We start from the raw sequence: 16957 nt of genomic DNA, 5'->3' as shown, positions 1-16957 counted from the left end.
ATACCATTAAAAACGATTGATATCTTGACAAGAAGCTAGAATCGTTTTTTCTTTCATTCAATTGCATTTACATTAGTGGTTAAACATCGCAAACATGGATGGACTCAAGTCACCCCTTCAACAGCGCGTCGCATCGCAACTCGTCCAATTTCTTAGAGAGGGCGGGTTCGCCGTTGGCGATCGGGTCAATGAAGGTGAGTGCTCCCGTGTCCTTGGCGTGTCGCGTACGCCGGTTCGTTCGGCGCTCCATTTCCTGGTCGATCAGCGCATTCTGGAAAGAAAGCGGAACAAGGGCTTCTTCGTACTCAAAATCCCGGACACGTCATACGAGATTGCCTCGAAGAGCTTTGACGAGCACGAAAAGCTCTACAACAGCGTCATAACGGACATGCTCACCCAAGAGCTGCCCAGGGCAATCAGCACTGAAAAGCTGTTGAAACGCTATGGCGGGCCGCGAGCGGCGATAACATCGATCATTCGCCGCCTGAATCGAGAAGGGCTTGTGCAGCCGGCAGCAGGTCGCGGCTGGTCGTTTATCGAGGTAGACGCCGCTGCGCTCGTCAAAGGTTTCAAGCTGCGCCTGCTGATTGAACCCGAAATGATCAGTCTGCCCGAGTTCGAGTTCAACCAGGCCTTTTTTGATCAGGTCTACGAAGAGCATCTGAGGCTCGAAAGCGCTGAAAGTTTGGCTGATGAATGGCCCAACATCTTTGAGCAGGACGTTCAGTTTCATGAGGCTCTTGCTCGATGCAGTGGCAATCAGTTTATCATCGAGGTGATTCAGCGCCAAAACATCATTCGCCGCATCACCGAGTATGTCGGCTTCATGGGCCATCAGCGCGTCCGAGAGTCGATCAGCGAGCACATCGACATCATAGAAGCTCTCAAAGTCGATGACCGCGAGTGGGCAGCAGCCGTACTTCGCCGTCACTTGCGTCGGGCGACCGAGCACTACGAGGCGCATCTCGGCAATGACATCGGCCGCCTTGCGTCCCTTCGCGCATCGACGAGAACCACGCGCCGAGACGGTCTAGGTATTCGAGCGACACACAATCCAATTTCCAAAACAGACGATGAATCATCAAATGGAGGAGAACAAGAATGTTAACAACAAAACGCCGCAAGGCCGGTATTGCATCGATTGCCCTTGCTGGCGCCCTGACCGTCTCCGCGGTCTATCCGGCAACTGCATTCGACCTTGTCTGGGCACGGGATGGCGATGCCGATTCGCTTGACCCCCACAGGGCGACCTCGACGCTGTCATGGCAAGTATTCCAGCAACTCTACGACACGCTTCTCGTTGCTCAGCCTGACGGCACCTATAAGGGACAGCTTGCCGAGAGCTTTGAGTTCACCGGGAGTGGTAACGACGTCCAGATCACGTTGCGTGACGGCATCAAATGCCATGACGGCACGCAGTTTGACGCGATGGACGCAGCCTATACCATCAATCGCGCTATCGAGTTGCCATCGCTTCTGGCCGAGCAATGGGGCCCGATACAAGGTGTCGAAACGCCCGACAAGAAGACAGTCATTCTGAAGTATGACGAACCATTCCCCGGCGTGGTCGCAAAGCTGGGCAGCGCGTTCATGATTTGTGACAGCGTCGCGGATCTGGGTGACGCATTCGGCGTTTCGGCTGCGATAGGGACCGGTCCATGGAGCCTGTCAAAATGGACCAAGGGCGATGAATTGGTGCTCGACAGGAATGCTGATTTTACGAACTATGCGATGCCCGTTGAAAATCCGGGTGCGCCGTATGCTGAGCGTTTGATCGCCAAGCAAGTACCGGAGGCGCAGCCGCGCGTCGCTACGATCAAGTCGGGCGAAGCGCACATCGCCAGCGGGCCACCGCTGGAGGAACTGCCGCAGCTTTTGCTTGATGAAAGTGTGAAGGTTCATGCTGCCAAGGATACCGGAGCCAGCATGTTCTTGGAGTTTGCTGCGTCGCGACCACCATTTGATGACCTGCGCGCACGCAAGGCAATCGTTCAGGCGCTCGACATCGAGTTTGCCCTCGACGTGGTCTTCGAGGGCGCGGTTCAGCATCTCAAATGCCCTCTGGCACCACCGATTCTGGGCGCCGACGCGGATGTGTGCGAGCCCATGCTGTATGAATACGATCCGGGCGCGGCGCAGGTCCTCTTGCAAGAGCTCGGATACAGCGCCGACAACCCGCTTGAGATAAAGATGATGACCTGGACGGGCGGCAATCGTAACAAGGTTCTGGAAGTCTTTCAGAGCCAACTTGCCGAGATCGGTGTCGAGGCCAGCATCGAGGTCATGGATATCGGAACCCTTAATGCTCGCGTTGCGGCGGAAAACGAGGCATCCGAAGGTGTTGGCACCCTGGACTTGATGGGATGGTCGTCGGCTGATCCCGACATCCTTCATGTGCTCTGGCGCTCACCCGGTTTTTACAAGCACGCTTATGAAAACGGAAATCTCGATGCCCTGCTCGACAAGCAGCGTACCGTGACCGATGTAGAAGAGCGCCGTTCGATCATTCATGACATCCAGAAGATACTAATCGAAGAGGTCATGCACTATCCCGTTTACACGCCCGGATGGTCCTGGCTGTACGTGTCAGCAGCCAATGTCGATGGATTTGCCAATCTCGTCGGCAATGGATCGGGACCGTACTTTAACGACGTCCAGATCAAATAAATTTCGGACGTCAGTTGATTGACGCCAAACAACAGTGATCCCGCTTGCAGCGGGATCACAGGTTTGCACCTCGGGGAATGAGTTTTGGCACAGTTTCTCATACGCCGGCTTTTAGGCGCGGTATTGGCGGTACTCGCGACCACAGTGGTTGCCGGCTATCTCATTCATGCGGTACCCGGTGATCCGGTTCGGCTCTTGTTTGCTGAATCGCAGGCAACGAGCGCCGAACAGATTGAAGAGATACGCCGTAGCCTCGGGTTGGACCGCCCCCTACACGAGCAGTATTTTCTATTCATGGGGCGAATTCTGCAGGGAGACTTCGGCACCACCATTCGAGGTGGGCAGCCTGTCCTTGATCTCATTTTGGGAAGGCTTCCTGTTACCCTGGTCCTGGCGACCTGTTCCTTGATAATCGCCGCGATCGTTGGATTGACGCTCGGATTTCTGGCCGCCTACCGGCAGGGAACAGCGACTGACACCACTTTGATGATAGGCGCGATACTGGGCGTATCAATACCGCATTTCTGGCTCGGGTTGATGCTCTTGTCGGTCTTTTCCGTTTCTTTGGGATGGGTACCAATAGCCGGATCGGACTGGCGGAGCTTTATCTTGCCAAGCCTGACACTCGGCGTGACCAATGCCGCCATTGTGGCGCGGCTTACCCGCTCGGCGATGATCCAGATATTTGCGCAGGACTATATTCGTACCGCCTACGCCAAGGGGCTTCCGCGTGCGATGGTGCTTTCCCGGCATGCGTTGCGCTCAGGGCTCATTCCGATCGTAACGATGCTTGGGCTTCAGTTCGGCTATATGATGGGTGGTGCTGTGATCATCGAGAACGTTTTCTCGCTGAACGGTGTGGGACGGCTGGCCGTTCAGGCGATTCTTCAGCGCGATTTTCCGCTGATCCAAGGCTTCATCCTGATTTTCTCCATCGTCATCGTTAGCATGTCGTTCGCGGTAGACGTTTTGCACATGGTGCTCGATCCGCGCCTGAGAAGGGACGTGACATGACACGCAACTCGGGCGCATTGATGTTGCGACGGCTCACCAGGAGCTCGAGCGCGCGCATCGGTATGATCATTGTGATTTGTCTTGTACTGGCAGCAGTCTTTGCAAGCATCTTAACCCCGTTCGAACCGGCTCAGATGCGTGCCGGGCCGCGTTATTCTCCTCCTAGCCTCGCTCACCCCTTTGGCACCGATCAATTTGGCCGTGACATGCTGACCAGAGTGTTGCACGGCGCCAGGCTGACGCTGGTTATCGGTGCGATCGCGGTTTCCATATCCATGGTGATCGGCGTTCTGATTGGTCTTTTCGGCGGCTACAACAAAGGGATTTTAGGCAATCTGCTCATGCGCGGAATTGACGTGCTGTTCTCGTTTCCCGACACGCTTATCGCGCTGGCTGCCGTGGCCGTGCTTGGACCCAGCCTGCAAAACGCGATGATCGCCGTCGGGATTTCAACTATTCCCGTCTACGCGCGCATCGCCTACTCGGCGGTCGTTGTGGAAAGCGGCAAGGAATACATGGCCGCCGGGCGGGCCATTTCGGCGAGTACGGCCCGTCTGGTGTTTCGACACCTGCTGCCCAACATATTGCCGCCGATGATCGTTGTGGGAACGCTGGGCGTGTCCACAGCGATACTGGCTGCAGCTGGTTTGAGCTTCCTCGGCCTTGGCGCGCAACCGCCGACCCCGGAATGGGGCGCGATGCTGGCGGAAGGCCGCAACGCATTTTCGCGTGCTCCGTGGTTGTCGGCGTTTCCCGGCATTGCCATTGCTATCACGGTGCTTGGCTTCAATCTGCTCGGCGATGGGCTGCGCGAAGCTTTGGATCCAACGCAAAGGCGAGTTTTGCAATGACTGGGGCACAGGCGGAAAACGTGCTGGAAATATGTGGGTTGCGCACGTCTTTCTTGGCGGGCAGCAAACGTGCGGTGGTTGTCGATGATCTGAGCTTCAACCTTCGCAAAGGTGAGATTTTGGGAATTGTTGGTGAATCCGGATCGGGAAAGAGCGTCACGCTCTTGTCCGTCATGGGACTGCTTCCAGAGCGCGTTGCCAAAGTTGAAGCCGGTTCCGCCGTTTTTGCCGGTCGTGATCTCATCGCAATGCCGTTTGGCGGGCTGCGCGATATCCGTGGAAATCGCGTAGCTTTCATATTCCAGGAACCGATGTCGTCCTTCAATCCGGTTTTGACGGTCGGAAGCCAGATCGCAGAAGCACTGACCGCGCACGGGCTTTGCTCACAAAGCGTCGCCAAAGACCGAGCCATCTCTGCCTTGCAGGCTGTACAGATGCCTGAAGCCGATAAGCGGTTTGATCAGTATCCACACGAATTCTCCGGCGGAATGCTGCAACGTGCGATGATCGCGATGGCGCTGGCTTGCCACCCTGAAGTACTGATCGCAGACGAGCCGACAACCGCGCTTGATGTCACCATTCAGGCCCAGGTTTTGCAGTTGATCCGCGATCTGCGCGACGAGCAAGGGATGTCGATTATTCTGATTTCGCACGATCTGGGCGTCATTGCGGAGATGGCTGATCGGGTGGTCGTCATGTATGGCGGGCGAAAGATGGAAGAAGCCGACGTTTTCACCCTCTTTGAAGACTGCCAACACCCTTACACACAGGGCTTGCTTGCTGCGAACCCCGCATTTGAAGCCATGATGGATGCTTCTGAAGGCGCTCAGGCCCGCTTGACGGAGATTCCCGGTTCGATGCCATCTCCGCTGGATCGGGCGTCAGGGTGCAACTTCGCTCCACGGTGTTCGCTGGCAAGTAAGACCTGTTCCGAGCAGAGACCGGAGGAGCGCCAGATCGGTGAAGGACATCTCATCAGATGTTGGAACTCAGGGGATGCAAATGACTGACGAACATATGGCTGAACCTGAGACGCCCATTCTCTCGGTGGATGATCTGAGAAAGACCTATCATGTGGGCGGCTCTTTTTTTGGTCGAGGAAGAAAGGCCCTCCGGGCGGTGGACGGCGTCTCTTTCCAGATCGGCAAAGGTGAGGCTGTCGGGCTGGTCGGTGAAAGTGGTTGCGGAAAGTCGACAATCGGCAAGTTGGTGATGCGTCTTGTGCCATCCACGTCCGGCGATATCCTCTTGGGCAGGGAGGAGATCACAAAATGCAGCGAACGGGCGTTGGCGCGGCACCGCCGAACGGCGCAGATTATCTTCCAGGACCCTTATGGCTCGCTCGATCCGCGTATGACTGTGGGAGACTACATTGCCGAGCCCATGGTGGTTCACAATATCGGCACCAGGGCTGAACGGGCCGAACGCGTTCTTGAACTGCTCAAGAGTACCGGGCTTGGTGGCGATCATGCCGGAAAATATCCGCATGAGTTTTCTGGTGGCCAGCGACAACGAGTGGCGATCGCACGAGCCCTGAGCCTATCGCCGAAGCTGGTGATCGCTGATGAGCCCGTTTCCGCGCTGGACTTGTCGGTTCAGGCGTCCGTGCTGAACTTGATGAAGGATCTGCAGAACGAACTCGGTTTATCTTACCTGTTTATTTCACATGACATCAGCGTCGTGCGCTTCATGTGCGACAGAATTCTCGTGATGTATCTGGGAAGGATTGTCGAACAGGCAGATTCCAATACTATTTTTTCGAATCCACGCCATCCCTATACCGTCTCGTTGCTGGACTCGGTACCGGTACCCGACCCCCGCCGCCGCAGCAGGAAACGTCAGCTTCTGACCGGCGATATCGCAAGTCCCCTTGCGCCACCAAGCGGCTGTCGGTTTCGGACGCGATGCCCTCGCGCTCAGGGCATCTGCGCTGAAGTCGACCCGAAATTGCAGCAGACAAAAACCGGTGGATATGTCGCGTGCCACAATCCGGTTTCCGATGATTAACGCGCAGTCTTTGCGAGACCATAGGGTGACATCTTAATGAACATCGATCTCCTTAAGCGACTTTGTGAGACGCCTGCGGTTTCAGGGCGCGAATCTCGGGTTCGCGACCTGATTCTCGGGGAAGTTGACGATCTGTTCGATGACGTCGAGGTCGATCCGCTTGGCTCACTGATTTGCTGGCGTCGCGCAACCCGCGATGGAGCCAGTGATGCCAGGACAGTTATGGTGCTGTGCCATATGGACGAAATCGGCTTTTACGTATCGCACGTTTCCGACGATGGCTTTGTTCATGTCGATCCTGCGGGGATATTCGATCCCCGCCACCTTTTTGGGCGACGGGTTCTCGTGTGCGCGCAAGCCGGCGACTTCCCCGGGGCGATGAATGCAAAGGGACGCCCCATTCACATTGCCTCGCGCAAAGAACTTCAAAAAGTTCCGAAAATTACCGATTTCGTTGTCGATACTGGTTTAGGCGCTCGCGCTAAGGAATTCATCAAGATTGGAGATTATGTCGTTGTCGATGAGAGGTTCGTGGACCTTGGCGACCGCATCATGTCTAAGGCGCTGGACAATAGGGTGGCTTGTTGGATCGGGATTGAGGCAATCCGGAAGATTGTCGCGGACCAGACAAAGCACGCATACAACATATGTGTGGCCTTCACCGCTCAGGAGGAAGTTGGACTACGGGGTGCCGCGGCAACCGCGTTTCGGGTGGCACCCGACGTGGCGATCGGAATTGATGTTACGCTTGCTTGTGACACACCCGGTATCCCAGATGAGGAGAGCATCCTGAAACTGGGTGATGGGTTCGGTCTTCTGCTGAAGGATGATACGTTCATTCCGGATGTGGGCCTAGTGGAACAAGTCGAGGGCCTCGCCCGCGAGTTGGGGCTGAAATGCCAACGCCATGTCTTGCGTCGCGGCGGACAAGATGGTGCGGCGGCTCAACAGGCAAGGGGTGGGGCCAAGGCTGTGGGAATAATGGTTGGTACGAGATACATTCACACGGCGACCGAAATGATCGACAAGGACGATCTGGCCGGCGCGCGAGATATTGTGACCGCATTTCTGACCTCATAGTACTTGCCCGCCCGTCGCGCCGATATCAATTGTCACCAAGGTTCAGCGACATCGTCGCCCGCAGACATGCGCGGATTGCGCAAGCCGTATGGGTCTTTAAACAATCCACGTGGGCGCGGCGCTGTGATGCGCTAACGCCTGCTCGCTGAGTATTGTCAAGCCGCCTCTACGCAGCCAGATACAACCGGACATCGAAGCCAACGGATACAATACCGGCTTGCTGACTAAGGATTTGCCGCAGACGCACTTCGTTGATCAGTTGAAGGCTCCTGAGACGGATATGGGCCGTTCCAGGACTTTATCCCGGGCAGACTATTCGTTTCTTGTGTCGTTTCGAGACATCTCAAATCCTGAGAGCGTTCAGGAAGTCGATCCGCGAAATCTCGCGGCGACATTTGGCGCTAGCGTTCGGCTAACAATCATCGAACTCGAGATTACGGACAAACCGGGTTGTATTTGGCCGGGTAGAGGCCGTTCTTCCTTGGCTGAAGTCTGTTTGGCCGAACACACTCGACGGGCGCGGTATTCGTACCAACAAAGCAGACAACCAACTCGCCAATTCATTGACCGCAAGCTCCTTTTCGGCGGAGATCAATCGCAGTCGACTTTTCCGGTTAGTGGAAACTTGGCATGCGGCAAGAGCTGAGTTAGCCTCCAGTGCTGTTGGCAATGATGGAACAGACATGAGTGAATCTCTGAGATCCTCGGACGCCGTTGGGCTGCCACAGTATACCCGCGTCAGGGACCAACTTCGCCGCGATATCGTCGACGGCCTCTTCAAGGGAGACGAACGTCTGGTCCTTGCCGGGCTTTGCGAACGCTACGGGGTTTCGATGCCGCCAATTCGCGAAGCATTGAATCAGCTTCAGGTCGAGGGGCTCGTGATCATCGAACCCAATCGCGGCGCCCGTGTTCGCGAAATCACGCCATATTTTATAAAAGATATATTCGATATCCGCATTCTCCTTGAGCCAGCCCTTCTCGTTCGGAGCATGCCGGCGTTGTCGGAATCGGACTTTGCGGACCTTTACGGGATCCAGCAGGACTTCGAAAATGCGATCGCCGCCGGGGACCGCGCCGGCATCCTCGCCGGGAATGATGAATTTCATCACCGAATCTATCAGATCAATCCCAACCATGAAGCGATACGCCTCCTGCGGCAGCACGATGCGGTCATCGGAACCATGCGTATTCGCTTTGGTTATAAGGATGATCGACTCCAGCAGATCATATATGAGCATCATGCGCTCCTGCGGGCCTGCCGTGATCGCGATGCCGATTTGGCAGCGGCAATTGCAACCAGCCATATCCGGAACTCGGTCGTAGACTTGATTGGTCAATCCATCTCCTGAACCCTGCCGGAACGCGTTCCCACCCTTGTGTGCGTTCCTGTGCCAGGCGAAAAACAGCTCCTGTCGGCTTTCAGATTGACAAAGGTCTGTCTTCTCTGATTTTATAAAATCTGGGAGAAAATAGTATCAGGGAGGAGCGTGGCCATGAGCGTTCAGGCTGTCATGGCTCGATCGGAGACGCATGCCTTCGAGACGACGGATCGCATCGAAAAAATCGAAATCACGCTCTTTTCCTACCCGATGGAGAATGTCGCGCGTGGAGGAATAGACTGTCCGGGCGCAATATCGGAACGGCGGCGTCTGGCCGTTCAGATCTGGACAGCGGGTGGAGCCGTGGGCGCTTATGTCGGCGGCCAGGCGAATTCCCTGGCGCAATCGGTCCTGTGCGCGCGCGGACTGTTGGGCAAAGACGCTTTCGCCAGGGAATATATATATGAGCAGATCCGCCAGCATCTGCGGAAGGAAGACCGGATGGGCGCCGGCGCGATTGATTGCGCTCTGTGGGACCTTGCCGGTCGCGCTCATGGGCTGTCCGTGGCCGAAATGCTCGGCGGCACCAAGACCAAAGTCAAAGCCTATGCGAGCACCTGGTTTGGCGGCGATGGTGGCGGTCTGAGTTCGCCGGGAGCCTATGCCGATTTTGCCGAGGAATGTCATGAGCTCGGTTACCAGGCCTTCAAGATTCACGGTTGGACGGATGGTGGCACGGAACGCGATATCGCCGCGATTCGGCTGCTTGGAGAGCGGGTCGGTGAAAAAATGGCCCTCATGCATGATGCCGCTTGTTTCTTTCGCACATTTGCCGATGCGCTGGCGATCGGCAGAGCATGTGATGATGCGGAGTTCTTCTGGTTTGAAGATCCCTATTCGGACGGCGGACTATCGGCGCATGCTCACCGGCGCCTGCGCGAGATGGTGAAGACACCATTGCTGATCGGAGAGCATCTGCGCGGGCTGGAACTGCATGCCAACCTCGTCCTCTCCGATGGTACGGATTTCGTTCGCGCCGATCCCGATTTCGATATGGGCATCACCGGCACCATGAAACTGGCTCGTTTTGCCGAGGCGATGGGTCTTGATGTCGAGCTTCATGCTCCAGGTCCTGCGCATCGCCATTGCATGGCCGCGATCCGCAACACGAATTTCTACGAACTGTCCATGGTCGGGCCGTCCAAGGGCAGTTTCAACGCCCCTGTCTATGCCTGTGGCTACTCGGACGATCTCGACGCTGTCGCGAGTGACGGGACTTTCCCTGTTCCCGAAGGTCCCGGTCTGGGCGTGACCTATGACTGGGAGCGCATTCACGCTTTGGCGGTCGAAACCGTGGTCATTCAATAGGACGGAAAAATGGCTGACCAGTTCCTTGCAACAGAGGACCATTCGAGCGAGCAGCACAAGGGCGTTGCCATATCGAAAATAGAGCTCTTCCTGTTTGATGAGGATGTCAGGGGCGTGGCGTTCGACGTTCATTCCGGTGGTATCGACAAGCCGGAGGCTGAAAGCCAGAGACGTCGCTTCGGGATCGTTGTCACGACAAAGGACGGGCGTTCCGGCGAGTATATCGGCGGCCGGCCCCATATCTGGATGCAAGCCCGATTTCTGGCCGAACAGGTGCTTGGGATGAACGCCCTTGGCCGGGAACACATCTATGAGGTCTCGCGTCGTCACCTGCGCAAGGAGGACCGGATCGGCGCCTGCGCGCTGGATAACGCCCTTTGGGACCTTGCCGGCAAGACCGCGGGTGTTCCGGTCGCCAGGCTCCTCGGCGGCAATGTTGAAAGCCGTCTGCCGGCCTATGCGAGCACCTGGTTCGGCGGTGATGAGGGCGGCCTCTCCTCGCCAGAGCAGTTCGGGGATTTTGCGGAGGAGTGCCTCGAACTCGGCTATCTCGGCTTCAAGATGCACGGTTGGACCGACGGCCAGACGGCACGCGATATCGCGGCCATTCAGGAGCTTGGGCAGCGCCTCGGGGGAAGAATGTCGCTGATGTATGACAGTGCCTGTCATCTGAAGACGTTCGGTGATGCTTTGCTGGTCGGCAAGGCGTGCGACAGGGCAGAGTTCTTCTGGTGTGAGGATCCGTACTCGGACGGCGGACTTTCCGCGCACGCGCACCGGCGTCTTCGCCAGATGATCAAAACGCCGATCCTGCTCGGCGAACATGTGCGCGGTGTTGAAGCCATGGCCAATCTCGTCGCGGCAGACGGAACCGATTTTATCCGGGCCGATCCGGACCTGGACATCGGCATAACCGGAACGATGAAGATCGCGGCGCTTGCAGAGGCATTTGGTCTTGATGTGGAACTGCACGGATGCGGTCCGGCCCATCGCCACTGCATGTCGGCGATCCGGAATACGAATTTCTACGAGCTCGGCCTGGTCGGGCCGTCGCGGGGCGGGCCGGTCACCTCGATATATGCGTGCGATTACTCGGACGCGTTGGATTCCGTTGGAGACGACGGGTGCTTCGCCGTGCCAAAGGGACCTGGTCTCGGCGTTGTCTATGACTGGGAGCAGGTGCGGGCGAATCTCGTCAAGCACGTCGTCATCCAGTAACCAAAAGAAGGAGGAAAACGAATGCTTCATTATTGCAAGTCTTTGTTAGGGGCCGCCGTTGTGGCCCTGGCAATGGCCGGACCTCCGGCTTGGGCACAAGACGCTATGGACATCAGACTGGGAGCGCGCGACGTCGGTTCGCTGGATCCGGCAAAAACAAAGACAGGTTCAGACGAATATGTCGCGCTCCAGATTTTCAATTCACTGATTGCGCCGCCGCGCGGCACAATGGATATACGGCTGGATCAGCTCCAGCCTCAGCTTGCGGAGAGCTGGGAGATATCTGACGACAAGAAGACGTGGACGTTCCGCTTGCGCCCCGGTGTGAAATGGCACAAAGGCTATGGCGAGGTCAGCGCGGATGATGTGAAGTTCTCCTTTGAACGTCAGCTTGATCCGGACCAGGGAGGCGTTCACGGCGGTAACCTCAAGGATATCGAGTCGATCGAGGTTATCGATCCTCTGACTGTCCGGTTTAATCTGAAGCAGGGGAACGCATTCTTTCATGCGCAGGCCCTGACGCCCGGCTTCGGGCGCTTCATCGTTCCGAAAGCCGCTGTTGAGGCGCTGGGTAACGATTTCAATACCGGCCCGGTCGGCAGCGGGCCATTCGAACTGGTTGAATATCAACCCCAGGAGGGGATCACGCTGAAGGCGCATGAGGACTATTTTCTCGGACGGCCGCCGATGGACGAGATTCGCTTTCACTACATCCCGGACATCAACGCGGCAACGATCGCCTTTATCGGCGGCGAGCTTGATCTGACCAGTGGGCAGCGGACTACTGAATGGGTGGACCAGGTGACCAAGGCCGTGCCGGATGCGCAGCTTATCGCGATCCAGCCCGGCAGCCTGCAGTTCCTCCATCTCAATATGAAAGTCCCGCCGCTTGACGATGTTCGCGTTCGCCAGGCGCTTGCACACGGGATCGACCGGAGCGCCTGGGGTAAGGTCTTCGGCGAGGTTCATGGCCCGCTGGAGACCATTGTTCCCCAGTCCTTCTACGGAGCGATCCCGTTGGAAGAGGTGCCGCGGGAACTGCGTTACGATTACAGTCCGGAAAGGGCTAAGGAACTCCTTGCGCAAGCTGGTTATCCGGACGGATTTGAGATTGACGCGATAATCTCTGAGCGCGACGACTACCTGACCAATATGCTTATGGCGCAGGATATGCTTCGCAAAATCGGCGTGACCATCAATCTTGAGGTGCAGGATCATGCGACGTATCACGCCAACATCCGAGAGGACAAAGGTACGATAGTGGAACTGTCGACCGGCATTGCGCCCACGGCTCCGGCGGTGATCAACGAATTTCTGCACTCGGCCGGTGCGGTCGGGCAACCATCCTCGCTGCGCAACTTTTCCCACTATGGAAATATCGGCGGCAGTGTGGACGAGCTGATTGAAGCGGCGGTCGTCGAGACGGATACGGAGAAACAGTTGAAGCTTCTCCACGACGCGCAACTGCAGATTCAGCGCGATGTGCCTGTCCTTCCGATGCAGACCTCTCCGCTGATTGCGGTGGTGCAGGGAGACATCGACCTCGGCTATGAGCCCAAAGGTGGATTTGGCCAGCACGAGTTGGCAACGGCGCGGCGAGTTGGAAACTAACCAACGACGCCAGATTGTAACTCCGGGCCGCGAAAGCGGCTCGGAGCATTCTACACAAGGACGCCAATGCTGGGTTTTGTATTGAAGCGAACGGGCGATGCCATTTTGACGGCATTCCTGGTTTTTACCTTCGTGTTCTTCGCAATGCGGCTGCTGCCGGGAGATCCGGTCGTGGCGATGCTGGGCGATCGCGCCGGCGCCGAGACGATCGCAAATGTCCGCCGCTCGCTGGGACTCGATCAACCGCTTCTCGTCCAGTACGGCCACTTCCTGCGGGATTTGTTGCACTTCGACCTTGGGACGTCGCTGATCAACGGCGCATCGGTCGGTGAGATGATGGCGCGCAACCTGCCCTACACGATCATGCTGACTTTGGCATCGACGGTGGTTGGCATCGTGATTGGCCTTCCACTGGGCGTGCTTTCGGCCATGCGTGCCGGAAAGATGACGGATCATACGACACGCGTCGTGTCTCTTTTCGGGTCAGCCCTGCCGGACTTCTACGTCGGTGTTCTCTTCCTGCTATTTTTCGGACTTACCCTGCGATGGTTCCCGCTTCTGGGGGGCGGGAGCTCGCCGTTTGACCTCTATCACCTTGCAATGCCCGCGATGGCGCTGGGCATGCTCAAGGGCTTCGGTTTCGTTCGCCTGACACGGACCGCCGTCCTGGATGTCGCCGGCAGGGATTTCGTTCGCACAGCGAGAGCTCTCGGATTACCCCGTCGTGATGTCGTCTGGCGCCATATCCTGCGCAACGCGATGATCCCCATCTCGACACATCTGTCGCTTTCGATCGTGGCGACCCTTGGCGGGACAATCGCACTGGAACTTGTCTTCAACCGACCCGGCGTAGGGCAGCTGCTTGTCGGGGCCGTGACGTCCCGGGATTACACGCTGATTCAGGGCGGTATTGTGATCCTTTCGATCCTCGTCGTTTTCGTGAACCTTATTACGGACCTTCTTTACGCCGTCATCGATCCGAGAGTGAGGGCAGGGTGATGCTCGACCGTATCTTCATCAATTTCTCGCTCGTCTTCCTGGCCCTGCTGACCTTTGTGGTCCTGTTTGCCGGGTTCATCCAACCTCACGACCCGTTGGCGCAGAATTTTCTGACCCGGTCGGCGCCGCCAAGTACGGAGTACTGGCTCGGTACGGATTCGCTGGGACGCGACATCTTTTCGCGTATCATCGAAGGGGCGCGTCTTTCGATGATTATCGGGATCGCATCGCCGCTCATAGCAGCCGTGATCGGAATTACCATGGGGACAACGGCAGCCTATTTTGGCGGGTGGATCGAGAGGGTGATCACGCGCATTACCGATGTGATGATGTCGTTCGATCCGCTGCTCCTGGGAGTTCTGATCGTTGCACTGCTGGGCCCTGGACTGCAGAACCTTGCGGTCGCGATCGCCTTTGCTTTGGTCCCGTCCTTCATTCGACTGTCGCGTGGGTCGACATTGGCCGTGCGCCAGGAGGCCTATGTGGATGCAGCCATTGCAATGGGCAGGGGTACTGCCGGGACGATCGTCCGCCATGTTCTGCCGAATATTTCGGGGCCGCTGATCGTGATGACGACAATCTGGGTCGGTACCGCAATCCGCCTCGAGGCGACGTTGAGCTTTATCGGTCTCGGCGCCCAACCGCCAACACCCTCCTGGGGCAACATCGTGAGGATGGGTGTCTCCGATATCTTCGGCTCACCTTTGCCGGCCCTTTTCGCCGGCCTGGCGATTACCTTGACCGTGCTTTCGTTCAACGTGCTCGGCGATGCTCTGCGCGATTGGCTCGATCCGGACAGGAAAAGCGGATGACGGCCCCCCTGCTTTGTCTTGATGGCCTGCGCGTCGCGTTCCCTGCCGGCAATGGCGAGGTTGAGGCGCTGAGAGGGGTGGATCTGTCCATCGGACCCGGAGAATGCCTCGGACTGGTTGGCGAATCCGGTTCCGGGAAGAGCCTTTCCGCTTTCGCGACCATGGGGCTGTTGCCAACGCAGGCTCGCGTGACCGGTGGCAAGGTGATGTTCGCCGGCCATGATCTGCTTGAAATGAACGAACGGGAAATGGAGCGGCTGCGCGGCAACGATCTGTCCATGATTTTTCAGGAGCCGATGACGGCTCTCAATCCGGTCATGCATGTGGGCGAGCAGATCGGAGCCCCATTGCGCAGACATCTCGGGCTGTCTCGTAAAGCCGCCCGCGAACGGGCGATAGAGCAACTGGACCTTGTCGGTATCCCCGATCCGGGTGTCCGCGTCGACAACTTTCCCCATGAGATGTCCGGCGGCATGCGGCAGCGTACAATGATTGCCATGGCCCTGGCCTGCGAGCCTCGGCTGCTGATCGCAGACGAGCCGACAACGGCGCTGGATACGACGATCCAGGCGCAGATTATCGAACTGCTGAACCGGCTTCGCAGTGAGCTGGGCCTTTCCATACTGATGATCACACATGACCTTGGAGTGGTCGCCGAGATGGCTGATCGGGTGGCGGTCATGTATGGGGGGCAGGTGGTTGAGGAATGTCCGGTCGCCGACCTTTTCGATGATCCGCTGCACCCCTACAGCAAGGGGCTGCTGCGCTCCACGCCTGATATCGATATGCCGGCGGACAGCAGGCTTGCGACCATTTCAGGGGCCGTTCCGCATCTAACGGAATTGCCGTCCGGGTGCACATTTCATCCACGCTGTCCGGAAAGCCTGGACATTTGCAGCAAACAACAGCCCTTGGAGATACGTTTGGGCGACAGCCGACGCGTGGCGTGTTGGGCGAGGGATGGATCATGAGCAAGGGACCCGTTCTCCAGATCAAGAACCTGCGAAAGGTTTTCGGAGGTAAAATCCACGCAGTTGATGGTGTCGACCTGGAGGTGCGGCAGCGGGAGACGCTTGCGCTGGTCGGTGAATCGGGATGCGGAAAATCCACTGTCGCGCGCCTGGCGCTCAGATTGACCGCGCCGACCGAAGGCACCATAGCCTTCGAGGGCACAGACATTACAGGTTTCTCGCAATGGAAGTTGAAGCCGATCCGCAGGAAACTTCAGTTCGTCTTCCAGGATCCCTATTCCTCGCTTGATCCCCGTGTCACGGCCGGTGCGTCGGTGACCGAACCGCTTTTTGTACATGGTCTGGTCGGATTGGGGGCCAAGCGTCGGCAAAAAGCCGGCGAACTCATGGAGAAGGTCGGCCTGTCATCAAAACATGTCGACCAATGGCCGAGGCAGTTCTCCGGTGGTCAGCGTCAAAGGCTCGGTATCATTCGAGCCTTTTCGATGGAGCCCCGGCTTATCATCGCGGACGAACCTGTGTCGGCCCTTGATGTTTCGGTCAGATCCCAGGTCATCAACCTTCTGCAGGATCTGCAGGAGACCGTGGGAACGGCCTATCTTTTCATCTCGCATGACATGGCCACAGTAAAGCACATCGCGGACCGGATCGCTGTGATGTATCTCGGCCGGATCATGGAATCGGCGCCAAAGGAGGTTTTTTTCAAGGTGCCCCATCATCCTTATTCTCAGGCATTGCTTTCCGCGGTTCCCTCGTCGCACCCATTGCGAAAGCGAAAACGGTTCGTTCTTCCGGGCGATCCGCCCTCACCAGCAAAGACACTGTCCGGTTGCCGGTTTCATCCCCGCTGTCCGATGGCTGTCGAGCGATGTCGCAGTGATGTGCCGCAATTGCGTGACGTCGGGGACGATCATCAAGTGGCTTGCCACTTTGCCGCCCCCAATCCGTTGGGTGCGGGTGAGCGCTCAGCCGATAGCAAACTGGATGTGCCTTGACATCTGTTGGGATCGCTCTCGACCGTCAGAGAGTGAGCGATC

15 protein-coding genes are annotated in these 16957 nt (G+C 57.4%); all 15 read left to right on the top strand.

Annotated elements, in window-relative coordinates:
* The first annotated feature begins 94 nt into the window (after positions 1 to 94).
* The 15 genes from OQ273_RS14135 (at position 95) to OQ273_RS14065 (ending at position 16915) form a co-directional block, all read left to right on the top strand.
* Positions 95 to 1108: a GntR family transcriptional regulator gene (locus OQ273_RS14135; RefSeq protein WP_267991139.1), complete on the top strand. Its 1014-nt coding sequence runs from the start codon at positions 95 to 97 to the stop codon at positions 1106 to 1108.
* The gene (locus tag OQ273_RS14130; protein WP_267991138.1) at positions 1102 to 2667 is read left to right on the top strand and encodes an ABC transporter substrate-binding protein; all 1566 of its coding nucleotides are present in this window, start codon (positions 1102 to 1104) and stop codon (positions 2665 to 2667) included. Before OQ273_RS14135 ends, OQ273_RS14130 begins: the two co-directional genes overlap by 7 nt.
* Positions 2668 to 2751: 84 nt before the next feature.
* Positions 2752 to 3681: an ABC transporter permease gene (locus OQ273_RS14125; RefSeq protein WP_267991137.1), complete on the top strand. Its 930-nt coding sequence runs from the start codon at positions 2752 to 2754 to the stop codon at positions 3679 to 3681.
* Complete coding sequence (locus OQ273_RS14120; RefSeq protein ID WP_271292113.1) at positions 3678 to 4532, top strand: ABC transporter permease; 855 nt, start codon at positions 3678 to 3680, stop codon at positions 4530 to 4532. Before OQ273_RS14125 ends, OQ273_RS14120 begins: the two co-directional genes overlap by 4 nt.
* Positions 4529 to 5542, top strand: a complete 1014-nt coding sequence (locus OQ273_RS14115; RefSeq protein WP_267991135.1) for an ABC transporter ATP-binding protein — start codon at positions 4529 to 4531, stop codon at positions 5540 to 5542. Before OQ273_RS14120 ends, OQ273_RS14115 begins: the two co-directional genes overlap by 4 nt.
* Positions 5535 to 6539 (top strand): ABC transporter ATP-binding protein, encoded by a 1005-nt coding sequence (locus tag OQ273_RS14110; RefSeq protein ID WP_267991134.1) that lies wholly within the window; start codon positions 5535 to 5537, stop codon positions 6537 to 6539. Before OQ273_RS14115 ends, OQ273_RS14110 begins: the two co-directional genes overlap by 8 nt.
* Positions 6540 to 6575: 36 nt before the next feature.
* On the top strand, positions 6576 to 7619 hold the full coding sequence (locus OQ273_RS14105; protein ID WP_267991133.1) for a M42 family metallopeptidase: 1044 nt from the start codon (positions 6576 to 6578) through the stop codon (positions 7617 to 7619).
* Between the two features lie 683 nt (positions 7620 to 8302).
* On the top strand, positions 8303 to 8971 hold the full coding sequence (locus tag OQ273_RS23735; protein WP_425493418.1) for a GntR family transcriptional regulator: 669 nt from the start codon (positions 8303 to 8305) through the stop codon (positions 8969 to 8971).
* A 144-nt stretch (positions 8972 to 9115) separates the two neighbouring features.
* Positions 9116 to 10309: an enolase C-terminal domain-like protein gene (locus OQ273_RS14095; RefSeq protein WP_267991131.1), complete on the top strand. Its 1194-nt coding sequence runs from the start codon at positions 9116 to 9118 to the stop codon at positions 10307 to 10309.
* A gap of 9 nt (positions 10310 to 10318) precedes the next feature.
* Positions 10319 to 11527 (top strand): enolase C-terminal domain-like protein, encoded by a 1209-nt coding sequence (locus OQ273_RS14090; RefSeq protein WP_267991130.1) that lies wholly within the window; start codon positions 10319 to 10321, stop codon positions 11525 to 11527.
* A gap of 105 nt (positions 11528 to 11632) precedes the next feature.
* On the top strand, positions 11633 to 13138 hold the full coding sequence (locus tag OQ273_RS14085; protein ID WP_267991129.1) for an ABC transporter substrate-binding protein: 1506 nt from the start codon (positions 11633 to 11635) through the stop codon (positions 13136 to 13138).
* Positions 13139 to 13204: 66 nt separating this feature from the next.
* On the top strand, positions 13205 to 14137 hold the full coding sequence (locus OQ273_RS14080; RefSeq protein WP_267991128.1) for an ABC transporter permease: 933 nt from the start codon (positions 13205 to 13207) through the stop codon (positions 14135 to 14137).
* On the top strand, positions 14137 to 14949 hold the full coding sequence (locus OQ273_RS14075) for an ABC transporter permease (RefSeq protein WP_267991127.1): 813 nt from the start codon (positions 14137 to 14139) through the stop codon (positions 14947 to 14949). The genes OQ273_RS14080 and OQ273_RS14075 overlap by 1 nt, the downstream gene beginning before the upstream one ends.
* Positions 14946 to 15920, top strand: a complete 975-nt coding sequence (locus OQ273_RS14070; RefSeq protein ID WP_267991126.1) for an ABC transporter ATP-binding protein — start codon at positions 14946 to 14948, stop codon at positions 15918 to 15920. The genes OQ273_RS14075 and OQ273_RS14070 overlap by 4 nt, the downstream gene beginning before the upstream one ends.
* Complete coding sequence (locus OQ273_RS14065) at positions 15917 to 16915, top strand: ABC transporter ATP-binding protein (RefSeq protein WP_267991125.1); 999 nt, start codon at positions 15917 to 15919, stop codon at positions 16913 to 16915. Before OQ273_RS14070 ends, OQ273_RS14065 begins: the two co-directional genes overlap by 4 nt.
* The last annotated feature ends 42 nt before the right edge of the window (positions 16916 to 16957 follow it).

This window comes from Hoeflea prorocentri (genome assembly GCF_027944115.1).
Lineage (GTDB): Bacteria > Pseudomonadota > Alphaproteobacteria > Rhizobiales > Rhizobiaceae > Hoeflea_A > Hoeflea_A prorocentri.
The sequence above is the reverse complement of the archived record's forward strand: the minus strand, read 5'-3'. Positions and strand labels throughout refer to the sequence as shown.